The organism is Mycobacterium sp., from assembly GCF_032159765.1.
Taxonomy (GTDB): domain Bacteria; phylum Actinomycetota; class Actinomycetes; order Mycobacteriales; family Mycobacteriaceae; genus Mycobacterium.
Genome location: NZ_JAVHWM010000013.1, coordinates 26,105 through 45,830, shown reverse-complemented (window position 1 = coordinate 45,830; position 19,726 = coordinate 26,105). Strand labels below are relative to the sequence as shown.

Genomic DNA, 19,726 nt, shown 5'->3' with positions numbered 1-19,726 from the left:
ATCATTGAGGTTGAGCAGGTTGTTCCATTCGACGAATGCATAAGCCGACGTGTCCTTGATGCGGGATTCCTGCCCAACGTTGGCATAACTGCCTTCGCCCTCCCGCAGAGCGGCCAGAGCAGCCTTGTTCTTCTTCATGAATGCGTTGATGGGCGTTTTCCCGGGTGGCACGGGGTCGACAGCACTCAACGATCCCCTGGGCGGAAGCGGCAGCGCACTGATCTTGGCTTGGACTCCCGCCGGCACTGACGTGACCCGACCCGTGGCGACGGCGTCGTTGATCAACCGCGCATAGCCGAGCGCCCTGATTCCCGCCGAGTCGATGCCGAGGTTCTTGACGCCCTTCCTGTCGAAGTTTCCTGTGTTGACGACGTCCGCAGTGACTCGGCTGGCGGGGACCTTGCTGCGGCGGAACCCTTCGTTCAGAGCCTTCGAGAAGTCGGACCCATCGAGCACGTTCACATGGTCGATCAGGCTCGGAGTGAACAGCACCTCGCGCAAGGTGCGGGCCATGCTGCCGTTGCCGCGGCTGTGCGCGCTGAGCCGCAACGAGGATATTTGGCCCGCGCGACCAATGGATTCCAGCCCGGCCTTCACCTGACCTTCGCTGATCGTGAAGGTCTTGCCGACGTCACCCTGCACGCCGAACAGGATCCATCCGCCGGTTTCGGCGGCGCCACGCAAGCCGTGATGCTCGACATGCGAAGCGGCGTCCAACACCCCTCCGGCGGAGAAGAACACGTGAACTTGATTGCTCGTAACCTTCGTCGCGGCAGTGGGAACGAAGATCATGAATTCCCCGAAAGTGAAGGTGCGGTCCGCGAGTTTGTCGACGCCGCCCGTTCCGGGTACGCCCTCGTCGGATCGGATGATCGGGAACCAGCCCGGTCGACCCGTGTCAGCAACGGCCTGACGTTTGAGCTTGATGATGCCTATATATGTCGCCGGAAGATCCGCGGCAGTCAGCGGTTTGCCTGACGTCGCCGCGCCGTTCTCTCTGACCCAGTCGTCGTGGCTCATATGGTCCTTGGCGGCAAGTGCGTTCTGCACCATCGCAACGTCGGCCGGCACGTTGGGCTGGTCGCGTCCGACGCCTGCGCTGATCGGCAACACAAATTGCGCCTTGGCCACCGGGGCCGCGAGTGACGGATCCTCCAACCGCGTCAGTGCGCGGTCGATCACCTGCAACTGACCGGGATCGGTGACCGCTGCACCGGAGGGAAGCGCGGTGACGGCGGCCTTGGTGTCGTCGTGGTCCTTCGCCTCGATCGCCCACATTCCGTACAGCCGGTCCAACACCAGCAACACCGCTTCGCGACCGTTTGTCGCCGAGGTTCCCACCGATCCCCCCGCAGGGAGATCAATCGGTGCTGCGCGTTGCACCGAGGCGCGCGGGGAGAGAAAGCTTGCCACTGCCGTATTTCCCGCTGCACGCTGCAGCCCCAGAATGCGCTGCGCCGGGTTCCGCGGTGCTCGACGGTAAGCCTCTACTCGCGGTCGCTCGCCACGTGCGGGCGCAGCCGGCTCGCGCGCGATGTCCACTTTGCGATTACAGCAACGTCGGCGCGAGGTCACCAGAGCCGTGTGCACTTCCCTTTCGGGCAGTCTTTCTTCGAGGCCAGCCCGCCCGAATCGGCACCGAAAAATCCGGTGCGAAAAAATGTCCCCCTGGCGCAGAATGACCCTGAGCAAGGGCGTATCGAGAGTCACCGCGATACAGACCTCTCCCAGGATGGATACGCCGCGCTGACAGGCAAATTGAAGTAGCGCGTTGCGCGTGGCGCGCGTCTCCCCTTCATTGTTTACTGCGAATTACGTTGTTGCAGACACGATATGAACAGCTCCTTGGTGAATCCTTTTGATCCACTGTCAAATTCGCTGTTAGTCTGCTGATTCGCTGTGCATTCGCGCTTCTGAGTGCCTGAGCCTTTCCTGAACTGCAGACATCGATCTAGCATCCGACACTATGACTTACGATTCGCTTGAAACATCCAAACAACCGCGTGACGCTCGCTGGTACAAGCACCCGCTGATGGTTGTCGTTCCCGGTTTTATCGCTTTGGCGGCAATGGTTTTCGCCGTGGTCGAAACGTCTCAGAGCTGGAATACGGTCGATCCATCGCCCATCGCGGCGCCCGCACCGACAGCGACTTCGACTGCACCACCAAGCAGTTCAACAGCTGCCGCACCGGCGCCTGCCAGCACGACGACGACGTCACCGACGTATATGTCGGGAGGTTGGGGCTAGCGCGACGCGCCGGCCGGCGTTCGTTGCGACATCACCGCGGGCGCCGAGATCAGAGTTATGACACGCGTGCGAGTGAAAAGCGTGCATCAAGTCTGATCTCGGCGAGCCATGGACAGCCGCCGGCCTGCAATGCGGCGGTCGGGCGCTAGATTTCGCAAGTCGACCGGGGTTGGGCAGAAGGCACAACATCCGGCGTGTTGACTATCGGACATGTCCTCGTCACCTTCTGCCGCTAAGCAACACCGGTGAAACCGTCATCGTTCAGTGCGGCCGCCGCGCTCGTCGTCCTTGCCGCCCTGACCGCATGCAGCAGCCCCGCGAAAAACGAGACCAGTGCCCCGCTGAAGGTACTGGTCCCGAATGACCTCGACGGCTTGCTGCTCAACGCCAACGACGTCAACACCATCATGGGCACCACCGGGCTGACGCCCGGCCAGATATCTTCTGAGCTCCCCGACAACCACAGTGTGATGACCAACACCAACTGCCTGGGCATCTGGCAAGTCGGCGAGAAGGAAATCTACGGCGACAGCGGGCTGACCGGAGCCCGTATTCAGATGATGCGCCAGCCCGACAACGACACCTGGGAGTACCGCGTCGCTCAGGCAGCGATCGCCTACCCGACGCCCGAAGCCGCGAAGACGGTCTTCGACCAATCAACCGACCGCTGGTCAAAGTGCACCAACCACACCGTCAACCTCACCATCAACGACCAGCCGACGCTGAGGTACCGATTCGGAGATCTCACCAAATCCACCAACGAGCTGAGCATGACGCTCACTCGAAATGAAACTGAAAAGTCTTGCCAGCATGCACTTTCCCTCGCCAGCAACGTCATCATCGACGTGCAGGCGTGCGGTCCGAAATCAGCTGATCAGGCGGTGACCATCGCGCACAAGATGACCGACCGCATCGGGCACTGATCGCAGCGGCCGAACCTCAGAACACCGAGGAGAGGCTGGCGAGCTTGGGCTCGACGCCGGCACCGGGGGTCAGACGCCTCAGCCTGCGCATGACCCAGGGAACCGCAAACGCCGCAACCCAATACAGGTCAGAACGCAGGCGGGAGATGGGCACCCAGTTGTCCATGTTCAATCCGTTCGGATCGGTCAGCGCATGAGGGATGCCGAGCACGTCGAGCACACGTGCGGCAATTTGCTTGTGGCCCAACGGAGACGGATGAATGCGATCGTCGTCCCACATGCGTGCGTCACGAAACTCGTTGAAGCGCCAGAAATCAACGAGTTCGATGCCGAGGTCGTCGACGATCGCGCGCAAGAGTTCGTTGTAGATCGCGGCACGGCCACGCAACCGGCGGAACACCGGCACCGTTCCGATGTCCGCTGCGGTGAACGTCACCACGCGGGTGCCCGTCTGCTTGAGTCGGGCAAGCGCGTCGGCGTAGCGGGCCATCATGGTGTCGAGATCTGTTCGTAGTTTTAGCAAGTCGTTCATGCCCGCGTAAATCGTTGTCAAGTCAGGCTTAAGCTCGATTGCCACGTTGACCTGATGGTCGATGACGTCACCCATGGTGCGTCCCCGCACCCCGAGATTGGCATAACGGAAGTCAGGGTTGCCGTTCGCCAGCTGCACCGCGACGAGGTCGGCCCAACCACGAAGTCCGTTGGCGCTGTAGGGATTCGGATCCCCGATCCCTTCGGTGAATGAGTCCCCCAATGCGACATACCTGGTGATCGCAGTCATCGGTCTTCCTCGTTCGAACTTCGTGAGATAGCCAAGTCCTCCGACAAGAATAAGACGCCGCGATTGATTGGCGCGTGATGCGGGGGGTTATTCGCTACGGTGTCTCATCCGCGCTCAACCGCCCTCTCAGTGCTTCCCGGGGCCCTTGTGTGGCTTCCGCGGGTTGGGCGCCGGCGGGACCTCAGTGGCTGTCGGTGGCACGGTCGGTGATGCCGACGGCGTAGTCGGCGCGGGCGGCACGGTGGTGCTTGTGGTGACCTGCTGCGGTGATGCCGTCTCCTGCGAACCGAGCGCAATGACAATCGCGGCGAGGAGAATCATCGCCACGGCCGCGCCGAGCATCAACCGCCAGCGGCGCGGGGTTGGCCTTGCCGTCGATGGCGGCGCCATCGGCATCGGCGTCAGAAGCGGTGATTCCATCACGCGGGTACCCGCGGGCCCAACTGCCACCGGTGCCTGACCCGCCAGCGCCGCGCGCATCGCTACAGCGCTCGGATACCGCGCGGCCGGGTCGCGCGCCATCGCGCGCTGCACGACGGCCGCAAGTGCCGGATCGACGTCGGGGCGCAACGCCGCCAGCGGCGGTGGATCTTGTCGCAGGATCGCCGCGGCGAGCACCGCGAGGTCTTGCTCCATGTAGGGTCTCCGGCCCGTCAGCGCCTCGTATCCGACGACCCCCACGGCGTAGATGTCGTCAGCCGCGGTCGCAGGCCTACCGGACACGCGGTCGGGACTCAGATATGCCATCGTGCCGAAGATCTGCCCGGTCGCCGTGAGGGCGACCTGACCGCTCTTCGCGACCCCGAAGTCACTCAGCTTCGCTTCGCCTGATGGGGTAAACAAGATGTTCGCCGGCTTGATGTCGCGGTGCAGAATCCCGCTGCCATGCGCGGTGGTCAGCGCGGACAGGATGTCATCGAGCACCGCTCTGACCAAGGGTTGTGGCAACGGACCCCAAACGATTCTGTCGTGCAGTGACTCGCCCGGCAGGCGCTCCATCACGATGAACGGCATGCCGTTGTGCTCGCCGCTGTCATGGACGGCGACGATGTGCGAGTTGTTCAACCTGGCAGCAGCCCGCGCCTCGGCTTCGAATCGCCGACGACTCCCTGGGCAGTTGTCAAAGCCCGGATGCATGATCTTCACCGCAACCGGCCTAGCCAGCCGGATGTCCCAGCCGTCGCGGACCTCTGCCATGCCGCCACGGCCCAGCACTCCGCGGAGCTCGTAGCGGCCACCGAGTAACTCGGGGGCACTCACCTTGCCTACGTTGACCGTCTAGTCCGGCGCTAAACCACGTCGACGGGGCAGTAGTGCGTGGGCTTGCCGCGCTCGTCCAGCGGCGGCAAATTCCGGGCAGGAGTCTGCGGCAGGGGGCTGTCAGCGGCGATTCGTCCGGTCGCGCGGTCCCAGCCGGCACGCGCGCGCGGGTGCTTACGCGCTCGCTTCGGCAAGAAGGCGAACGCAGCGCGGACCAGATCTCCAAGTCGCCGGTGCAGCCACTCGTCTCGTGCCGACCACGTGTAGCCGAGCAATTGGCGCACCGGCTCGTCGTAGAGCCCGACGCACAGCCACACCATCAACGGCGCCACCACATGCTTTTGCAGTGGGGACATCAGGATGTCCGGAACCCATTGCGCAAACCATGGTTTCGGGTAGTGCGCAAGGTCAAGCACATCGCGGGTGGCCTTGTTGTCCTCCAGCACATTGCGGCACATGTGATCCCAGTACACCTGGAAGTCCTCCCACGTGGCCGGCACCGGGCGCATGCTCATGCCATACATCCGATACCACGTGATGTGCTCGTCGAACAGCTGACGCTTTTCGTCCTCGGTGATCCCGCCACAGAACCGCTCGGCCACGTGAATCGTGCCCATGAAGAACGTCGAATGCGCCCAGTAGAAAACCTCGGGGTTCAGCGCGTGATACCGGCGGCCCTTGGCGTCCACGCCCTTGATATCGGTGTGGTAGTCGCGCACCTGCGCCCCCGTGATCGGTGCGCGGTCGCCATCGAACACCACTCCCCCGATGGGGTAGAGCGATCGCAGCACGCGTGGCCACGGCTCACGGGGAAACGTCGAGTGCTCCTCGACGGCCGCGCCGAGTTGCGGGTGCATGTTTTGCATCGATCCGGCCCACGGGCCCTGGAGCATCCCTCGCCAGTCGCCGAAGTACTTCCACGTCAGCGAGCCCGGACCCAGCGGCGCGGGAGGCGCGTCGTAACCGCCCGCGGCCGCGGGACAGCCGGAGGCGACGGCGTCGCTGGTCAGCGATGTGCTCGCAGACGTATCTTGACTCACAGGTGGGTTCCTATCAGCGCCAAAGCCAGAAAACTGACTACGTGCGTTGTCAGAACACTAGTCTAGGAGAGTGGTGGCGAACGGTCAACGCAGGGGTCGCTGGTCGGGCGTCCCGATTGAAGACCGTCAGGCGCTTCGCCGCGACGCGTTGGTCACGGCCGGCGTGAGCTTGCTCGGCGGTGAAGGCGGACCTGCTCTGACGGTACGAGCAGTGTGCCGCGAAACCGGGTTGACCGAGCGCTACTTCTACGAAAGCTTCACGGACAGAGACGAATTCGTTCGCGCCGCATACGACGACGTCTGTGCCAGCGCAATGGCCACGTTGGTTTCGGCCACCACACCGCGTGAGGCCGTCGAGCGATTCGTTGCGCTCATGGTCGACGACCCCGTGCGCGGCCGCGTACTGCTCTTGGCGCCTCAGGTCGAGCCGGTCCTGGTCCGGTCGGGCGCTGAGTGGATGCCGCGTTTCATCGATCTGGTCCAGCACAAGCTCACGACGATCAGTGACCCGGTGCTGCAGAACATGGTGGCGACCGGTTTGATGGGCGCCCTCACCGGGCTGTTCACCGCTTACCTCAACGGCAGGCTCAATGCGACGCGCGACGAATTCATCGACTACTGCGTGAACCTGGTCTTCAGCGGCGCCGGCTTTCCTCAGGCCTCGCGTACGACCTAGGGGTCAGCCCCCCGACGCCGCCTCTTCCTCTTTCGACTTCACTGTCTTGCCCATCGGGTCCTGATTCGAGTAACCAGGCTTGTTGTTCGCCGCGACACTGCCGTAGCAGTTCAGATAGACCTTGACCGTCGACGCGGCCGCGGTGCCGGTGCCGCTGACGAAGTTGGCGTCCTGGACCCGGTCCACGATGCAATCGTCCTCGCTGACGCGGTCCCCGACGCGCGTCGCGATGATGGGGGTCAGCCCTGCGCCGGAGAGCGCTTGCTTTGCCTTCGCATACGTTTGTCCCGAAACATCCGGTGCCGCCGCGGCAGTTCCCGCGCCTACCAGCGCAATCGCGACGCCGGCTGCGCCCATCGCGCCCACCCCGATTGTAATGAGCTTCCTCACGTGTTCACGACCTCCGTAATGTGGCTGCGGCGCTCGCTTTGCGGGCGCGAGGAGCAAAATACCGCCCGTGTTGAGCTGGGCGGATGCCCATGCGGATAGTACCGCGCCGCTGTTGTGGGCGCAGCACGCCAAAGCTGTTGATCCGGTGTGGAACTTGAATGTCACCGGCCGACACAGATATATTGACTGCAACTAACAGGTACAGATAACTGGGCGGGATCCAGGCACGAGGAGGAGGAACACCCACATGTCTGAAAACTTGACCGACGTGCACCTTCTGCACGAACTCGAACCGGTGGTCGAAAAGAACCTCAACCGCCACCTGTCGATGCACAAGGACTGGAACCCCCACGATTACATCCCGTGGTCGGATGGCAAAAACTACTACGCGCTCGGCGGCCAGGACTGGCACCCCGAGGAATCGAAGCTGTCCGAAGTCGCGCAAGTAGCGATGATCCAGAACCTTCTCACCGAGGACAACCTGCCGTCGTACCACCGCGAGATCGCGATGAACTTCGGCATGGACGGAGCCTGGGGCAACTGGGTGAACCGCTGGACCGCCGAGGAAAACCGCCACGGCATCGCCCTGCGCGACTACCTCGTCGTCACCCGCGCCATCGACCCTGTCGAATTGGAGAAGCTCCGCGTCGAGCAGGTGACCCGTGGCTTCAGCCCAGGCCAGAACCAGCAGGGCGACCTGTTCGCCGACAGCCTGTTCGACTCCGTCATCTATGTGACGTTCCAGGAACTGGCCACCCGCGTCTCGCACCGAAACACCGGCAAGGCGTGCAACGAGACGGTCGCAGACCAGCTCCTCGCCAAGGTGTCCGCAGACGAGAACCTGCACATGATCTTCTACCGCGACGTGTCGGAGGCAGGCCTGGAGATCGCGCCGAACCAGGCGATGACGTCGCTGCACCGCGTGTTGCGCAACTTCAAGATGCCCGGCTACACGGTGCCGGAGTTCCGGCGCAAGGCCGTCATCATCGCTGTCGGCGGCGTCTACGACCCGCGTATCCACCTCGACGACGTGGTCAGGCCGGTGTTGAAGAAGTGGCGCATCTTTGAGCGCGAGGACTTCACCGGCGAGGCTGCCGCGATGCGTGACGACCTGGGACTCCTCATCCAAGAGCTCGAGCAAGCCTGCGACAAGTTCGAGGATTCCAAGCGCCGCCGCCTCGAGCGCGAGGCTCGCAGGGCCGAAAAGCTCACTGCCAAAAGGGCGTTGGCGTCCGCCGGCACATAATGAACACGGCTACGGCGGCCGTGGCGGCGATGAGCCGCTTGCGCGAAGAGCGGACGACACTGCGCATCGGGCCGCTTGCTCTACGCAGCCCTGTGGTTCTGGCGCCGATGGCAGGCGTCACGAACGTCGCGTTCCGCACGCTGTGCCGCGAACTGGAGGTCGCCCGCGCGGGCACTGTCAGCGGACTTTACGTGTGCGAGATGGTGACGGCCCGTGCCCTCGTCGAGCGGCACCCGTCGACGCTGCACATGGTGACGTTCGCGCCCGATGAGCAACCGCGTTCGCTGCAGCTGTACGCCGTCGACCCGGATACCACCTACGCCGCCGCCCGGATGATCGCCGACGAGGGGTTAGCCGATCACATCGACATGAATTTCGGCTGCCCGGTGCCGAAGGTCACCCGGCGCGGCGGCGGGGCGGCGCTGCCGTACAAGCGCAGACTGTTCGGCCAGATCATCGCGGCCGCCGTGCGCGCCGTCGAGGACACCGACATTCCAGTGACGGTGAAGTTCCGGATCGGTATCGATGACGCTCATCACACCCATCTCGACGCAGGGCGCATCGCCGAACTCGAGGGTGCCGCCGCAGTCGCACTGCACGCCCGTACGGCGGCGCAACGCTACTCGGGGACCGCCGACTGGGCTCAGATCGCAGCGCTCAAGCAGCACGTTGGAACGATCCCTGTGCTGGGCAACGGCGACATCTTCGACGCCGAGGACGCGGTGTCGATGATGGCGACTACCGGGTGCGACGGCGTGGTGATCGGCCGCGGCTGCCTCGGCCGGCCGTGGCTGTTCGCTGAGCTGTCCACGGTGCTCGCGGGCGCTCCGTCCGCCGAGCCGCCCACACTTGGCGAGGTCGCGTGGATCATGCGGCGGCATGCGGAGCTACTCATCGGCCATTTCGGTGAGGACAAAGGCATGCGGGATATCCGTAAGCACATCGCGTGGTACCTGCACGGATTCCCCGCCGGGCCAGACCTTCGACGCGCGTTGGCGCTCGTCAAGACGCTGGCCGAGCTGGATGTGCTGTTGAGCAGGCTCGACGGCGGCGTCCCCTTCCCGGACGCGGCGACCGGCCCTCGGGGCCGGCAAGGTTCGGCCGCGTCCGTCGCACTGCCGCACGGCTGGTTGTCAGACCCAGATGACTGCGCGGTGCCTGTCGGGGCGGACGTCATGCATTCCGGAGGCTGAACCGAGACGGTTCCGATATAACGCAACTGACAATGTCTCAGTACGATGTAAGCCTGGTTGCATCCCGCAACGACGCCGGATGTTCACCTTTTGCTGCTAAGACGCATAACGAGCCGCTTGCTGCACGACCGCGGATTGGCTTTTATCGATCTCTGACGGAGGCCGGTACGACATGAGTGATGGCGACAGGGATCCTCCCGCTGCCACTCCCGGCCCGCGTCACGGTCATGTAGACGGCTCCCAGGAATGGCTTACCCGAAAACCGCGGCCGTCACCCGGTGCCGCGCCGTGGGAGCGCTCACGGAGTTTCCGTCCGGAACCAACCCCCGCGACCAACGGCCAGGATCCCGATCCCTCCGGTGGTAGCCACACCGACGGGGTGTCGGTGGCCGACCTGATCGCGAAAGTGAGCGGTGTAACTCCCGCAGCCGGCGACTCGCGGCCTCGCCGTTCCCGTCGTCGGCCCGTCGCTGAGGACCATCTCGATGCCCCGGACTGGGATGACGCCGTCACTGCGCAGCTTCCGAAGCTGCGTGCGGCAGACGTGCCGGATCTCACCGCGGCCGCCCAGCGGCGCAAGGCGCAGGCGCTGCTGCTCGGCAAGCCCGAGAACGCGACAAGAGTAATTTCGGCTGTCCCCGAGAAGCGAGACAAGCCCAAACACAAGCCGCACCATCCCCTCGTGGTGGCTGGGCGGATCGCGATCGCACTCGTTTCGCTCGTCGCGCTCGTCGCGACGGGAGGTGCGTGGCAATGGAGCGCGTCGAAGAACCATCGCCTCAACTACATCGCCGCGCTCGATCCCAACTCCCGTGACATCGTCGACCCCGGCGCGCAGTACGGCGACGAGAACTTCCTCATCGTCGGTGTCGACAGCCGGTTCGGCGCGAATGCCGACATGGGCGCAGGCAACAGCGAGGACGCCGGCGGAGCACGGTCCGACACCGTGATGCTGGTCAACATTCCCGCCAGCCGCAAGCGCGTTGTCGCCGTATCGTTTCCGCGCGACCTCGCGATCACGCCGATGCTGTGCGACGCATGGGATTCCCAGACCGGCAAGTACGGACCGGTCTACGACGAACAGACGGGCACCTACGGGCCCAAGCAGTTGTACACGGAAACCAAACTGAACTCGGCCTATTCGTACGGCGGTCCGAAGTGCTTGGTCAAGGTGCTTCAGAAACTCTCGGGACTGTCGATCAACCGGTTCATGGCCATCGACTTCTCCGGATTCGCCAAGATGGTCGACACTCTTGGTGGCGTGAGGGTGTGCAGCACTACGCCGTTGAAGGACTACGAGCTTGGCACTGTTCTCCCGCAGGCGGGTTGGCAGACGATCGACGGTCGGACCGCACTGAACTACGTGCGTGCCCGCCAAGTCACCACCGAGACCAACGGCGACTATGGGCGCATCAAACGCCAACAGCTGTTCCTGTCGTCACTGCTGCGGTCGCTGATCTCCAACGAGGTGTTCTTCAGCCTCCAAAAGCTCAACGACGTCGTCAACACGTTCATCGACGACAGCAGCGTGGACAACGTCGGAACCAAGGATCTTGTGGACCTCGGTCAGTCCATTCAGGGCATGTCCGCCGGGCACGTCACGTTCCTGACGGTGCCGACCGGCGAGACGGACGCCGACGGCAACGAGCCGCTGCGCACCCAGGACAACCGCGCGCTGTTCGACGCGATCATCAACGACGACCCGCTGCCCGGCGAGAACGACCAGAACGAAACCACCACGCCCACCACCCACGCCAATACGCCGCTTGCGAGCAGCAGCCCGTCGTCGGCCGCAACGTCGCACGAAAATGGCGAGCTCGTCGATGCCGTAACCACCGCACCGCAGGGCATCACCGTGCACGTCTCGAATTCCACCGGCCAGGACGGGCTCGGCGCTACAGCCGCAGGCGAATTGGAGCAGCACGGCTTCAAAGTCACGGTGCCAGACGACTATCCGACCACCCTCGCGTCGACCACGGTGCTCTTCTCGCCGGGCAACGAGCAGGCCGCGGCGACGGTGGCGTCGGTGTTCCCAAAGCCCAGCATCCAGCGGGTAACCGGGATGGCCGATGTCGTGCAGGTGGTGCTCGGATCCGACTTCAACAGCGTGAGCCAGCCATTGCCGACGGGCTCGTCGGTCACGGTCCGTCTGACCCAGAATGCCAGCGTGACACCCACGAAGCTGCCGGAGGACCTCAGCGTCACCAACGCCGCCGACGCCTCCTGCGAGTGAGCGGAAGTTAGCCTCAGCGCGTTCACCGTGAGTTCATTCGAGTCGTCGTGACCTGGATCGACGTCAGACCGTAGTCTGGATTCATGCGGACCGCGTATCACGAGCAATTGGACGCTCTCACAGAGCAGCTTGGCGAGATGTGCGGCTTGGCCGGCGTCGCGATGGAAAGAGCCACGCAGGCTTTGCTGCAAGCCGATTTGGCACTGGCCGAGCAGGTACTCTCCGAACACGACCAGATCACCTCCCGAAGCGCCAGGGCCGAGGAAGCCGCTTTCGTGCTGTTGGCGTTACAGGCCCCCGTAGCGGGCGATTTGCGGGCAATCGTCAGCTCGATCCAGATCGTCGCCGACGTGGATCGGATGGGTGCGCTCGCGCTGCATGTCGCCAAGATCGCCCGCCGCAGGCACCCACAGCATGCGTTGCCCGAAGAGGTCAATGGCTACTTCGCGGAAATGGGAAGAGTGGCGGTCGAGTTGGGTAACGCCGCACAGCAGGTCGTGGTCTGCCGAGACCCTGACTTGGCGACGCGCCTACGCGAAGAAGACGACGCGATGGACGACCTCCACAAGCACCTGTTCAGCGTGTTGATGGACCGGGATTGGAAGCACGGCGTGATGGCGGCGGTGGATGTGACGCTGCTCAGCCGTTTCTATGAGCGTTTCGCCGACCACGCCGTCGAGATCGGCCGGCGGGTGTTCTTCCAGGCGACCGGAAAACTTCCCGAGGACGAGGGCGTCGTCTCGGGGTGACCGTAAGGCCTCTAGTCGCAGACAGACGGTGCCAACCGGTACCCCGCGCCCCTGATAGTGCGGATGAACGCGCCGTGGGTGGGGTCGTCACCGAGCTTTTTGCGCAGTCTTTTGACATGCACCGCAACGGTGTTCGTGTCAGGGGAACGACCCCACACCTCGCGGCTGATCTCCTCGCTGCTGACCACCTTGCCGCGCTGCTTGATCAGAAATACGAGTAGATCCAGCTCGCGCTGAGTCAACTGAACAAAACGACCGTGAACGCGCGTCTCGCGGCCGCGCTGGTCGACCTCAATCGGTCCGGCGCTCAATACCTCTGTGGCCTCGTGGACTTCGCTGTTCGCTCTGACCGCGAAGGGCGCGATCGCGGCAATGTCGTACGGCCGCGAGATCACCGCAGACGCCCCGGCTGTCAGGGCTCGGTGCACGAAACCTTCTTCACCGGGCGCGGCACCCACGAGGATCGGTATGTCAGAGTGGTTGCGGATCGCGGCGACCATGCTCGCAGCGTCGATGGTGTCCGTGTCAGTTGAAATCACAAGCACGTCAGGGGCTTCCGCGCCGACGGCCAGCAGTGCGCCTGCCCCATCACGACACCAGATCGTCTTGATGCCGAAACCCGAAGCGGCATCCATCAACTCCGAAGCGGTCTCCGCGTCGGTCTCGGCGAGCACTAACGTGCCGCGTACCCGCGAAACCGCACCCCCATACTCAGTCGCACCCATCCCTGCGCCAACCTGTCGCATCTCGATGGTCAGATCCTGCGGACCTGCTCCTCTCCGGAGCCTTATTGCCTGCCCGCGACCGTGATGACTGTCACCATGATCAGCCGAACCGCCCGGAAATATAGTCCTCCGTGGCCTTTTGGGACGGATTGGAGAACATCTTCTCGGTGTCGTCGATCTCGATCAGCTTGCCGGGTTTGCCGGTGGCTTCGAGATTGAAGAATGCGGTCTGGTCGCTGACGCGCGCGGCCTGCTGCATGTTGTGGGTGACGATCACGATCGTGTAGTCGACCTTGAGTTCGGAGATGAGGTCTTCGATCGCCAGCGTCGAAATCGGGTCGAGCGCCGAACACGGCTCGTCCATCAGCAATACGTCGGGCTGCACCGCGATTGCGCGGGCAATGCACAGTCGCTGCTGCTGGCCGCCCGAAAGGCCACCGCCGGGCTTGTCGAGACGATCCTTCACCTCATTCCAGAGGTTCGCACCCCGCAGTGACCGCTCCGCGACTTCATCCAGGTTCTTGCCCTTGCGCGAACCCTGAAGTCGCACACCGGCAGTGACGTTGTCCTTGATCGACATCGTCGGAAAAGGATTGGGCCGCTGGAACACCATGCCGATGGTGCGGCGGACGCCGACGGGATCGACTCCGGCGGCGTAGATGTCGGCACCGTCGAGCAGAACAGAGCCCTCAACGCGCGCACCGGGCGTCACCTCATGCATCCGGTTCAGCGATCTCAGCACCGTCGATTTGCCGCATCCGGAGGGTCCGATGAACGCGGTCACGCTGCGCGGCGGCACGGCGAGCGCGACATCGGCGACGGCGTGGAAATTGCCGTAGTAGATGTTGACGTCTTTGAGGTCTATACGTTTAGCCACTTCAAAGGTCCTGTCGTATCAGCGTTTACGAGTAAGCAGGCGGGTCGCTAGGGCGGCAAGCACCATGAGGAAGGCGACCAGAAGGATCAGTGTGAGCGCGGCACCCCACATTCGGAACTGGCCCGCAGGGTTGGGGTTGGTAATCAACTCGGTGTAGATCAGCAGCGGCAGCGACGCCATGTTTCCGTCGAGGACGTCGAAGTTGATCGCGCGGGCGTAGCCCACGAGCACCAGCACCGGTGCGGTCTCGCCGATCACGCGGGCAATGGCGAGCAGAATACCGCTGATGATGCCGGGCAGGGCGGTGGGCACGACAACCCGAACAATCGTGATCCACTTCGGAACACCTAAGGCGTAGCTGGCTTCTCGCAACTCGTCGGGCACCAGCTTGAGCATTTCCTCGGTCGACCGCACGACGACAGGCAACATCAGGAGCACCAGCGCCAGCGACACCGCGAACGCGCTCTGCGGAAAGCCGATAGTGGTGATCCACAGGCTGAAGATGAACAACGCGGCGACGATCGACGGAACGCCCGAAAGAACGTCGACCATGAACGTCGTCGTCCGGGCCAGCGGGCCGCGTCCATACTCGACAAGGAATACGCCGGCCATCATCCCGAGGGGGATGGCGAGAACAGCCGCAATCCCAGACTGGACGATAGTGCCGTATATGGCGTGGTAGACGCCTCCGCCGTAGCTCTGTGGTGACACTCCTTTGAGCGAATTCGTCCACCAATGCGAGGTGATGACGGCACGCCAGCCCCGCTCGATGACGATGTAGAGAACCCAGAAAAGCGGTACCAGCGCGATACCGAACGCGAGCGTGACCAGCGACGTCGCGAGCTGGTTCTTGATACGCCTGCCGACAGATACCGGTTGGAACGTGCGCCCTTTCACCGGCTGATCGAGCGTGGTGGCGTTCATCCGTTGACCTTTCCGCCCGCGACGAAGCGAGCCGCCGCGTTGACCACGAACGTCAGCGCGAACAACACGAAGCCAGCCGCGATGTAGGCGCCGGTGGGCAGTGCAGAACTGAATTCTGCGGCGGCTGAAGCGATTTTCGACGCGAAGGTGAAACCACCGTCGAACAGTGACCACGTTCCGGGCTTGGACGCCGCATGCAGGATGAGCAGGACCGCGATGGTCTCGCCGAGCGCACGGCCCAGACCAAGCATCGACGCCGCGATGACGCCGCTGCGTCCGTATGGCAGCACCGTCATCCGCACGACTTCCCATTTGGTGGCACCGAGTGCTTGCGCAGCTTCGATGTGAGGAATCGGGGTTTGCCGGAAGACTTCACGGCTGACCGAGGTGATGATCGGCAGAATCATCACCGCAAGCACGACGCCGGTGGTGAAGATGGTGCCGCCCCCGGCCAGCGAAATGTTGCTGTTGCCGAAGAGGAAAAACCAATTCAGGTGCTTGTTGAGAAATTCCGAGACAGGCACGAGCTGCGGAGCGAGGACACCGATGCCCCACAGGCCGAAGATGATCGACGGCACAGCGGCCAGCAGATCGACCAGGACGGCGAACGGGCGCGACAGCCGTGCGGGTGCGTAGTGGGTCAAAAACAGAGCGATGCCTACCGCGATCGGAACCGCGATGGCCAACGCGAACATCGAACTCAGGACCGTGGCCATGAACAGATCGCGGATGCCGAACTTCAGATGCCGTGCATCCGTGGTGTCAAAGGTCGCGCTGGTAAAGAAGTTCGCCTCGTTGGCCTTCAGCGAGGGTATGGCCTGCACAAGAAGGAAGATCGCGATCAACAAGATCGCGACGACAATGGTCAGACCCGCCGCGACGGCGATCGACTTGAACAACCGGTCGCCCAGTCTGCGGGAACCGGCGCCGATCGACGTCGGGGGCTGTGTGAATTCCAGCTGATCGGGCAAGGTCAAACTTTCCCCTCCGAGGGGTGCCGCCTTTGTTGGCGGCACCCCCGGAGTTCCCGAAATATCGGGTTCGAGAGCCATGGCTGAACCCTAATCAAGCGATGGCGTTGATGGCGGTAGATAGCTTGGACTGAAATTCCGGCGGCACTGGAGCGTACCCGTTGTCTGCCAACCCATTCTGGCCCGCGCCCGTGGCTGCCTGCAGGAAGGCCTTCACCGCCTTGCCCGTGTCGGCGTCCGGGTACTTCGAGCACACGATCTCGTACGTCGCCAGCACGATCGGGTACGAACCGGCCTGAGCCGGCTTGTAGAACGATGCCGTGTCGAGCACGAGGTCGTTGCCCTGCCCCTTGACCTTGGCGCCTGCGATCGTCTTGCCGACTGAGTCAGCGGTGATCTCCACGGCGTCGGGGCCTGCCGACGTCACGATCTTGGCCATCGACAGGTTCTGGCCTTTCGCGAACGACCACTCGTTGTAGGTGATCGAACCCGCGGTGTTCTTGATGGCCGCCGCGGTTTGCTCGTTGCCCTTGGCGCCCTCACCGACACCACCGTTGAACGTCTTGCCTGCGCCCTTGCCCCACGCGCCGTTCGACGCGGCATCCAGATATTTCTGGAAGTTGTCGGTGGTGCCGGACTCGTCGCTGCGGAAGACGACGTGAATCGGATCGCCCGGCAACGTGGTGCCTGAGTTCAGCGCGGCGATTGCGGGGTCATTCCACGTGGTGATGCTGCCGTTGAAGATCTTGGCTGCGGTCGCCCCGTCGAGCGCCAGATTGCTGACATTCGGGATGTTGTAGGTGACCGCGATCGGGCCGAACACGACGGGAAGGTTCCAGGCGTCCGCGCCCTTGCAGGCCTTGTCCTTCGCGTCCGCGACCTCGCCCTTGTCGGCGGATAACGGCGAATCCGAGCCGCCGAAGTCGGTCTGGCCACCGATGAACTCCTTGACGCCGGCACCTGAGCCGTTCGATGTGTAGTTCAGCGTGTAGCCGTCGCAGGCCGCCTCGTAGGCGTTGACGAATTGCGTCACCGCATTCGCCTGCGCCGAGGATCCGCTGGCCTTCAGCGTCTTCTTGCCCCCGCAGTCGACTTTCGCCGCCGCGGGCGAGCCGCTGGCGCTTGAGCCGCCAGAACTGGAAGAGGACGAAGACGAAGAGGTGTTGTTGTCGTTGCCGCACGCCGACAGCACGAGCGAACTGGCGGCCAGCACGCCCACGGCAGCGCCAATTTTGTTGAGCTTCACATAACTCCTTGACGAATCAGGGTGACGAAAAGGTAGCTCCGCCACCGGGTCGGGCCGAACCACGGAACAAACGTTCCGTCGGGCAGGACGATCGCTGCCCGGCACCCGAACCTATGGCCCGACTGTGAATACCCCACCTAAGGAAGATGAACGAAAGATGAACCAGACCAGCCGAGGTTGCGCCGGATTCTGGCGCTGATCATTGGCGTTCGGGCGCGCTCAGGAAGTTTTCAGTCAATGAACACATAGCGAAGAGGCAAGCGAGCCGGTCACTCGCAGAAAGATGTTGCAGCGAGCACACATTCACGCGGGCTTCAGCGTAGTGCGTAAGCTGTGTCAACGCCCGAAACCGCAAACCCCAGCCGCTCGTAGGTGCGTACCGCCGCGGCGTTGTCGGCTTCGGTGTAGAGCAGCACTGTCGGCTCGGCGTGTCCCTTCTGCCGCGCTGCGAGGTGATGCAAACCGGCCAGCGTCAGCGTGCGTCCTAGCCCGCGGCCCTGTTCGTCGGGGTCGACACCCACTACGTACACCTCGCCGAGACCCGGCTGATCAAGATGCATCTTGGTCCAATGAAATCCGGCCAGCCGCCCGGTGCTCTCGTCGACCGCCAAAATGAGCCCCGCAGGCTCGAACCAGGGCTCTGCGCTGCGCTCAGCAAACGCTTCCGGCGTCCATCCGCCCTGTTCGGGGTGCCACGAGAACGCCGCGTTGTTCACCCGCAGCAGCTCGGCGTCATCGTCCGGGCCGGCGTACGCGCGCACGATGATCCCGTCCGGCACCGTGACCGGCGGCAGATCGCTTAACGGGCGGCTCATCTGCCACAGCTCGCGGACCGGCTTGAGCCCCTGCGCGGCTGCCGTGGCGCGCGCCGGTTCGAGATTGCCGTGCGCCCAGAACCGGGTCTCATCGCCTGCCTTGCCCAGCGCCGCTCGCACCATCGACGCACCAATGCCTCGCCGGCGGCAATCGGGCGCCACCACCAGCTCCCCCATCGGCGGCGCGGCACCGTCGACCGGCGCGAGGTTCAGATAGCCGACGACGCGCCCGTCATCCTCGACCAGAAGGTGGTGCGTGCGGCGCAAAGGCAATTCTCGTAGCACCTGCTCGCCCACCGGGGCGATCCCGTCTGCCCGTGCGGCAGCCGCGATCACGTCACGAATCTGGCGTATGTGGTCCGCGGACAGCCGGTCCTGCCAGCCGAGGCGGGTCACGGAGTGCGGAGAGGATCCGCTAGCCCCTGGCCGCGAAGACCCTCGGACGCCAGGCCGCTCGACCGAAGACCGTCGGGCGTCGGCGACCCACCGGGCCTGCGGCCATCGAAGTCGTCGTGTTCGTCGTCGTCGGCGGAGAGATCTCCCTCGACCTCGTCACCGGCTCCGGACTCGCTGGCCGGCCTGCCGCGCGCCGGTCGTACGGCCTTGTAGCCGACATTGCGCACTGTGCCGATGAGTGACTCGTGCTCAGGGCCCAGCTTTGCCCGCAGGCGCCGCACGTGGACGTCGACGGTGCGGGTGCCCCCGAAGAAGTCGTACCCCCAGACCTCCTGGAGCAGCTGCGCGCGGGTGAACACCCGTCCCGCGTGCTGAGCGAGGTATTTCAGGAGCTCGAACTCCTTGTACGTCAGGTCAAGTGGACGGCCCCTCAGCCGTGCGGTGTAGGTGCCCTCGTCGATAATCAGCTCGCCAAGTGTGATCTTGCCGAGGTTCTCCTGGCTGGCCGCGCCGCCGCGGCGGCCCACCAGCAGCCTCAGCCTCGCGTCGACCTCGGCGGGTCCGGTCCCGGGCAGCAGGATGTCGTCGAGCCCCCAGTCGACATTGATCGCGACGAGGCCGCCCTCGTTCACCACTGCCACGACCGGCACCGACGTTCCGGTGGTGCCCAACAACCGGCACAGCCCCCGGGCGGCGACGAGGTCGGATCGCGCGTCCACGATCGCGACGTCGGCGCTACCCGTCTCGAGCAGCGACGACACCTCGCTCGGGGCGATGCGCACGCCGTGTGGCAACAGCGACAAGGCAGGCAGCACCGACTCCGGACGTGAGTCCGCGGTGAGGAGTAATAGATCCAACACACCCTCCAGCACGAAGGTGTACGACGCTTTGACGTACGGCTGTTGTCAGCCCGGCGTCGGACTGACGATACATAACGATAACCCGCGACCTGCGACTTCGCCGTCGGCAGGGCGTTCGTGGCGCTCGTTGGGCAAACCGTCCGGGGATCGTCGCGTCCTCGTCGGACAGCTCG

Annotated in this window: 18 protein-coding genes; 6 read left to right on the top strand and 12 right to left on the bottom strand. The window is 64.0% G+C overall.

Going from position 1 to position 19,726, the window contains the following annotated elements; all coding sequences use genetic code 11:
• The coding region (locus tag QOH60_RS01665) for a hypothetical protein (protein WP_526416406.1) at window positions 1–1,341 on the bottom strand (1,341 nt) is incomplete at its 3' end.
• 1,152 nt (window positions 1,342–2,493) lie between these two features.
• Here QOH60_RS01665 and QOH60_RS01660 point away from each other — a divergent pair.
• Window positions 2,494–3,171, top strand: a complete 678-nt coding sequence (locus tag QOH60_RS01660; RefSeq protein ID WP_526416404.1) for a sensor domain-containing protein — start codon at window positions 2,494–2,496, stop codon at window positions 3,169–3,171.
• 16 nt (window positions 3,172–3,187) lie between these two features.
• Here QOH60_RS01660 and QOH60_RS01655 read toward each other — a convergent pair whose 3' ends face one another.
• The 3 genes from QOH60_RS01655 to QOH60_RS01645 all read right to left on the bottom strand — a co-directional run bounded on the left by QOH60_RS01655 (window position 3,188) and on the right by QOH60_RS01645 (window position 6,252).
• Window positions 3,188–3,952, bottom strand: coding sequence for an SGNH/GDSL hydrolase family protein (locus QOH60_RS01655; protein WP_526416402.1), 765 nt, complete (start codon window positions 3,950–3,952; stop codon window positions 3,188–3,190).
• Between the two features lie 126 nt (window positions 3,953–4,078).
• Window positions 4,079–5,212 (bottom strand): serine/threonine-protein kinase, encoded by a 1,134-nt coding sequence (locus QOH60_RS01650; protein ID WP_526416400.1) that lies wholly within the window; start codon window positions 5,210–5,212, stop codon window positions 4,079–4,081.
• Between the two features lie 29 nt (window positions 5,213–5,241).
• A complete protein-coding gene (locus QOH60_RS01645) occupies window positions 5,242–6,252 on the bottom strand; it encodes an oxygenase MpaB family protein (RefSeq protein ID WP_526416398.1) in 1,011 nt (336 codons plus the stop codon).
• A 73-nt stretch (window positions 6,253–6,325) separates the two neighbouring features.
• On the opposite strand from QOH60_RS01645, the gene QOH60_RS01640 reads away from it, so the two are divergent.
• The gene (locus tag QOH60_RS01640; RefSeq protein ID WP_526416396.1) at window positions 6,326–6,928 is read left to right on the top strand and encodes a TetR/AcrR family transcriptional regulator; all 603 of its coding nucleotides are present in this window, start codon (window positions 6,326–6,328) and stop codon (window positions 6,926–6,928) included.
• A 3-nt stretch (window positions 6,929–6,931) separates the two neighbouring features.
• Here the strand turns inward: QOH60_RS01640 and QOH60_RS01635 are convergent, their stop codons facing one another.
• On the bottom strand, window positions 6,932–7,318 hold the full coding sequence (locus QOH60_RS01635) for a PASTA domain-containing protein (protein ID WP_526416394.1): 387 nt from the start codon (window positions 7,316–7,318) through the stop codon (window positions 6,932–6,934).
• A 247-nt stretch (window positions 7,319–7,565) separates the two neighbouring features.
• Here QOH60_RS01635 and QOH60_RS01630 point away from each other — a divergent pair, with 247 nt between their 5' ends.
• The 4 genes from QOH60_RS01630 (at window position 7,566) to phoU (ending at window position 12,739) form a co-directional block, all read left to right on the top strand.
• Complete coding sequence (locus QOH60_RS01630) at window positions 7,566–8,564, top strand: acyl-ACP desaturase (RefSeq protein ID WP_526416392.1); 999 nt, start codon at window positions 7,566–7,568, stop codon at window positions 8,562–8,564.
• 29 nt (window positions 8,565–8,593) lie between these two features.
• Window positions 8,594–9,757, top strand: a complete 1,164-nt coding sequence (dusB, locus tag QOH60_RS01625; RefSeq protein WP_526416390.1) for a tRNA dihydrouridine synthase DusB — start codon at window positions 8,594–8,596, stop codon at window positions 9,755–9,757.
• Window positions 9,758–9,929: 172 nt separating this feature from the next.
• Window positions 9,930–11,990 carry an LCP family protein gene (locus QOH60_RS01620; protein WP_526416388.1) on the top strand — a complete coding sequence of 687 codons (2,061 nt, stop codon included), beginning with the start codon at window positions 9,930–9,932 and terminating at the stop codon, window positions 11,988–11,990.
• Between the two features lie 83 nt (window positions 11,991–12,073).
• Window positions 12,074–12,739, top strand: coding sequence for a phosphate signaling complex protein PhoU (phoU, locus tag QOH60_RS01615; protein ID WP_526416386.1), 666 nt, complete (start codon window positions 12,074–12,076; stop codon window positions 12,737–12,739).
• Between the two features lie 11 nt (window positions 12,740–12,750).
• Here phoU and QOH60_RS01610 read toward each other — a convergent pair whose 3' ends face one another.
• The 7 genes from QOH60_RS01610 to QOH60_RS01580 form a co-directional block, all read right to left on the bottom strand.
• A complete protein-coding gene (locus QOH60_RS01610) occupies window positions 12,751–13,497 on the bottom strand; it encodes a response regulator transcription factor (protein WP_526416421.1) in 747 nt (248 codons plus the stop codon).
• Window positions 13,498–13,564: 67 nt separating this feature from the next.
• A complete protein-coding gene (pstB, locus tag QOH60_RS01605; protein ID WP_526416384.1) occupies window positions 13,565–14,341 on the bottom strand; it encodes a phosphate ABC transporter ATP-binding protein PstB in 777 nt (258 codons plus the stop codon).
• Window positions 14,342–14,359: 18 nt separating this feature from the next.
• The gene (pstA, locus tag QOH60_RS01600) at window positions 14,360–15,265 is read right to left on the bottom strand and encodes a phosphate ABC transporter permease PstA (RefSeq protein WP_526416382.1); all 906 of its coding nucleotides are present in this window, start codon (window positions 15,263–15,265) and stop codon (window positions 14,360–14,362) included.
• A complete protein-coding gene (pstC, locus tag QOH60_RS01595) occupies window positions 15,262–16,236 on the bottom strand; it encodes a phosphate ABC transporter permease subunit PstC (RefSeq protein ID WP_526416419.1) in 975 nt (324 codons plus the stop codon). The genes pstA and pstC overlap by 4 nt, the downstream gene beginning before the upstream one ends.
• Window positions 16,237–16,330: 94 nt before the next feature.
• On the bottom strand, window positions 16,331–17,482 hold the full coding sequence (gene pstS, locus QOH60_RS01590) for a phosphate ABC transporter substrate-binding protein PstS (protein WP_526416380.1): 1,152 nt from the start codon (window positions 17,480–17,482) through the stop codon (window positions 16,331–16,333).
• A gap of 314 nt (window positions 17,483–17,796) precedes the next feature.
• On the bottom strand, window positions 17,797–18,693 hold the full coding sequence (gene mshD, locus QOH60_RS01585; RefSeq protein ID WP_526416378.1) for a mycothiol synthase: 897 nt from the start codon (window positions 18,691–18,693) through the stop codon (window positions 17,797–17,799).
• A complete protein-coding gene (locus tag QOH60_RS01580) occupies window positions 18,690–19,553 on the bottom strand; it encodes a winged helix-turn-helix transcriptional regulator (protein ID WP_526416416.1) in 864 nt (287 codons plus the stop codon). Before QOH60_RS01580 ends, mshD begins: the two co-directional genes overlap by 4 nt.
• Window positions 19,554–19,726: the final 173 nt, after the last annotated feature.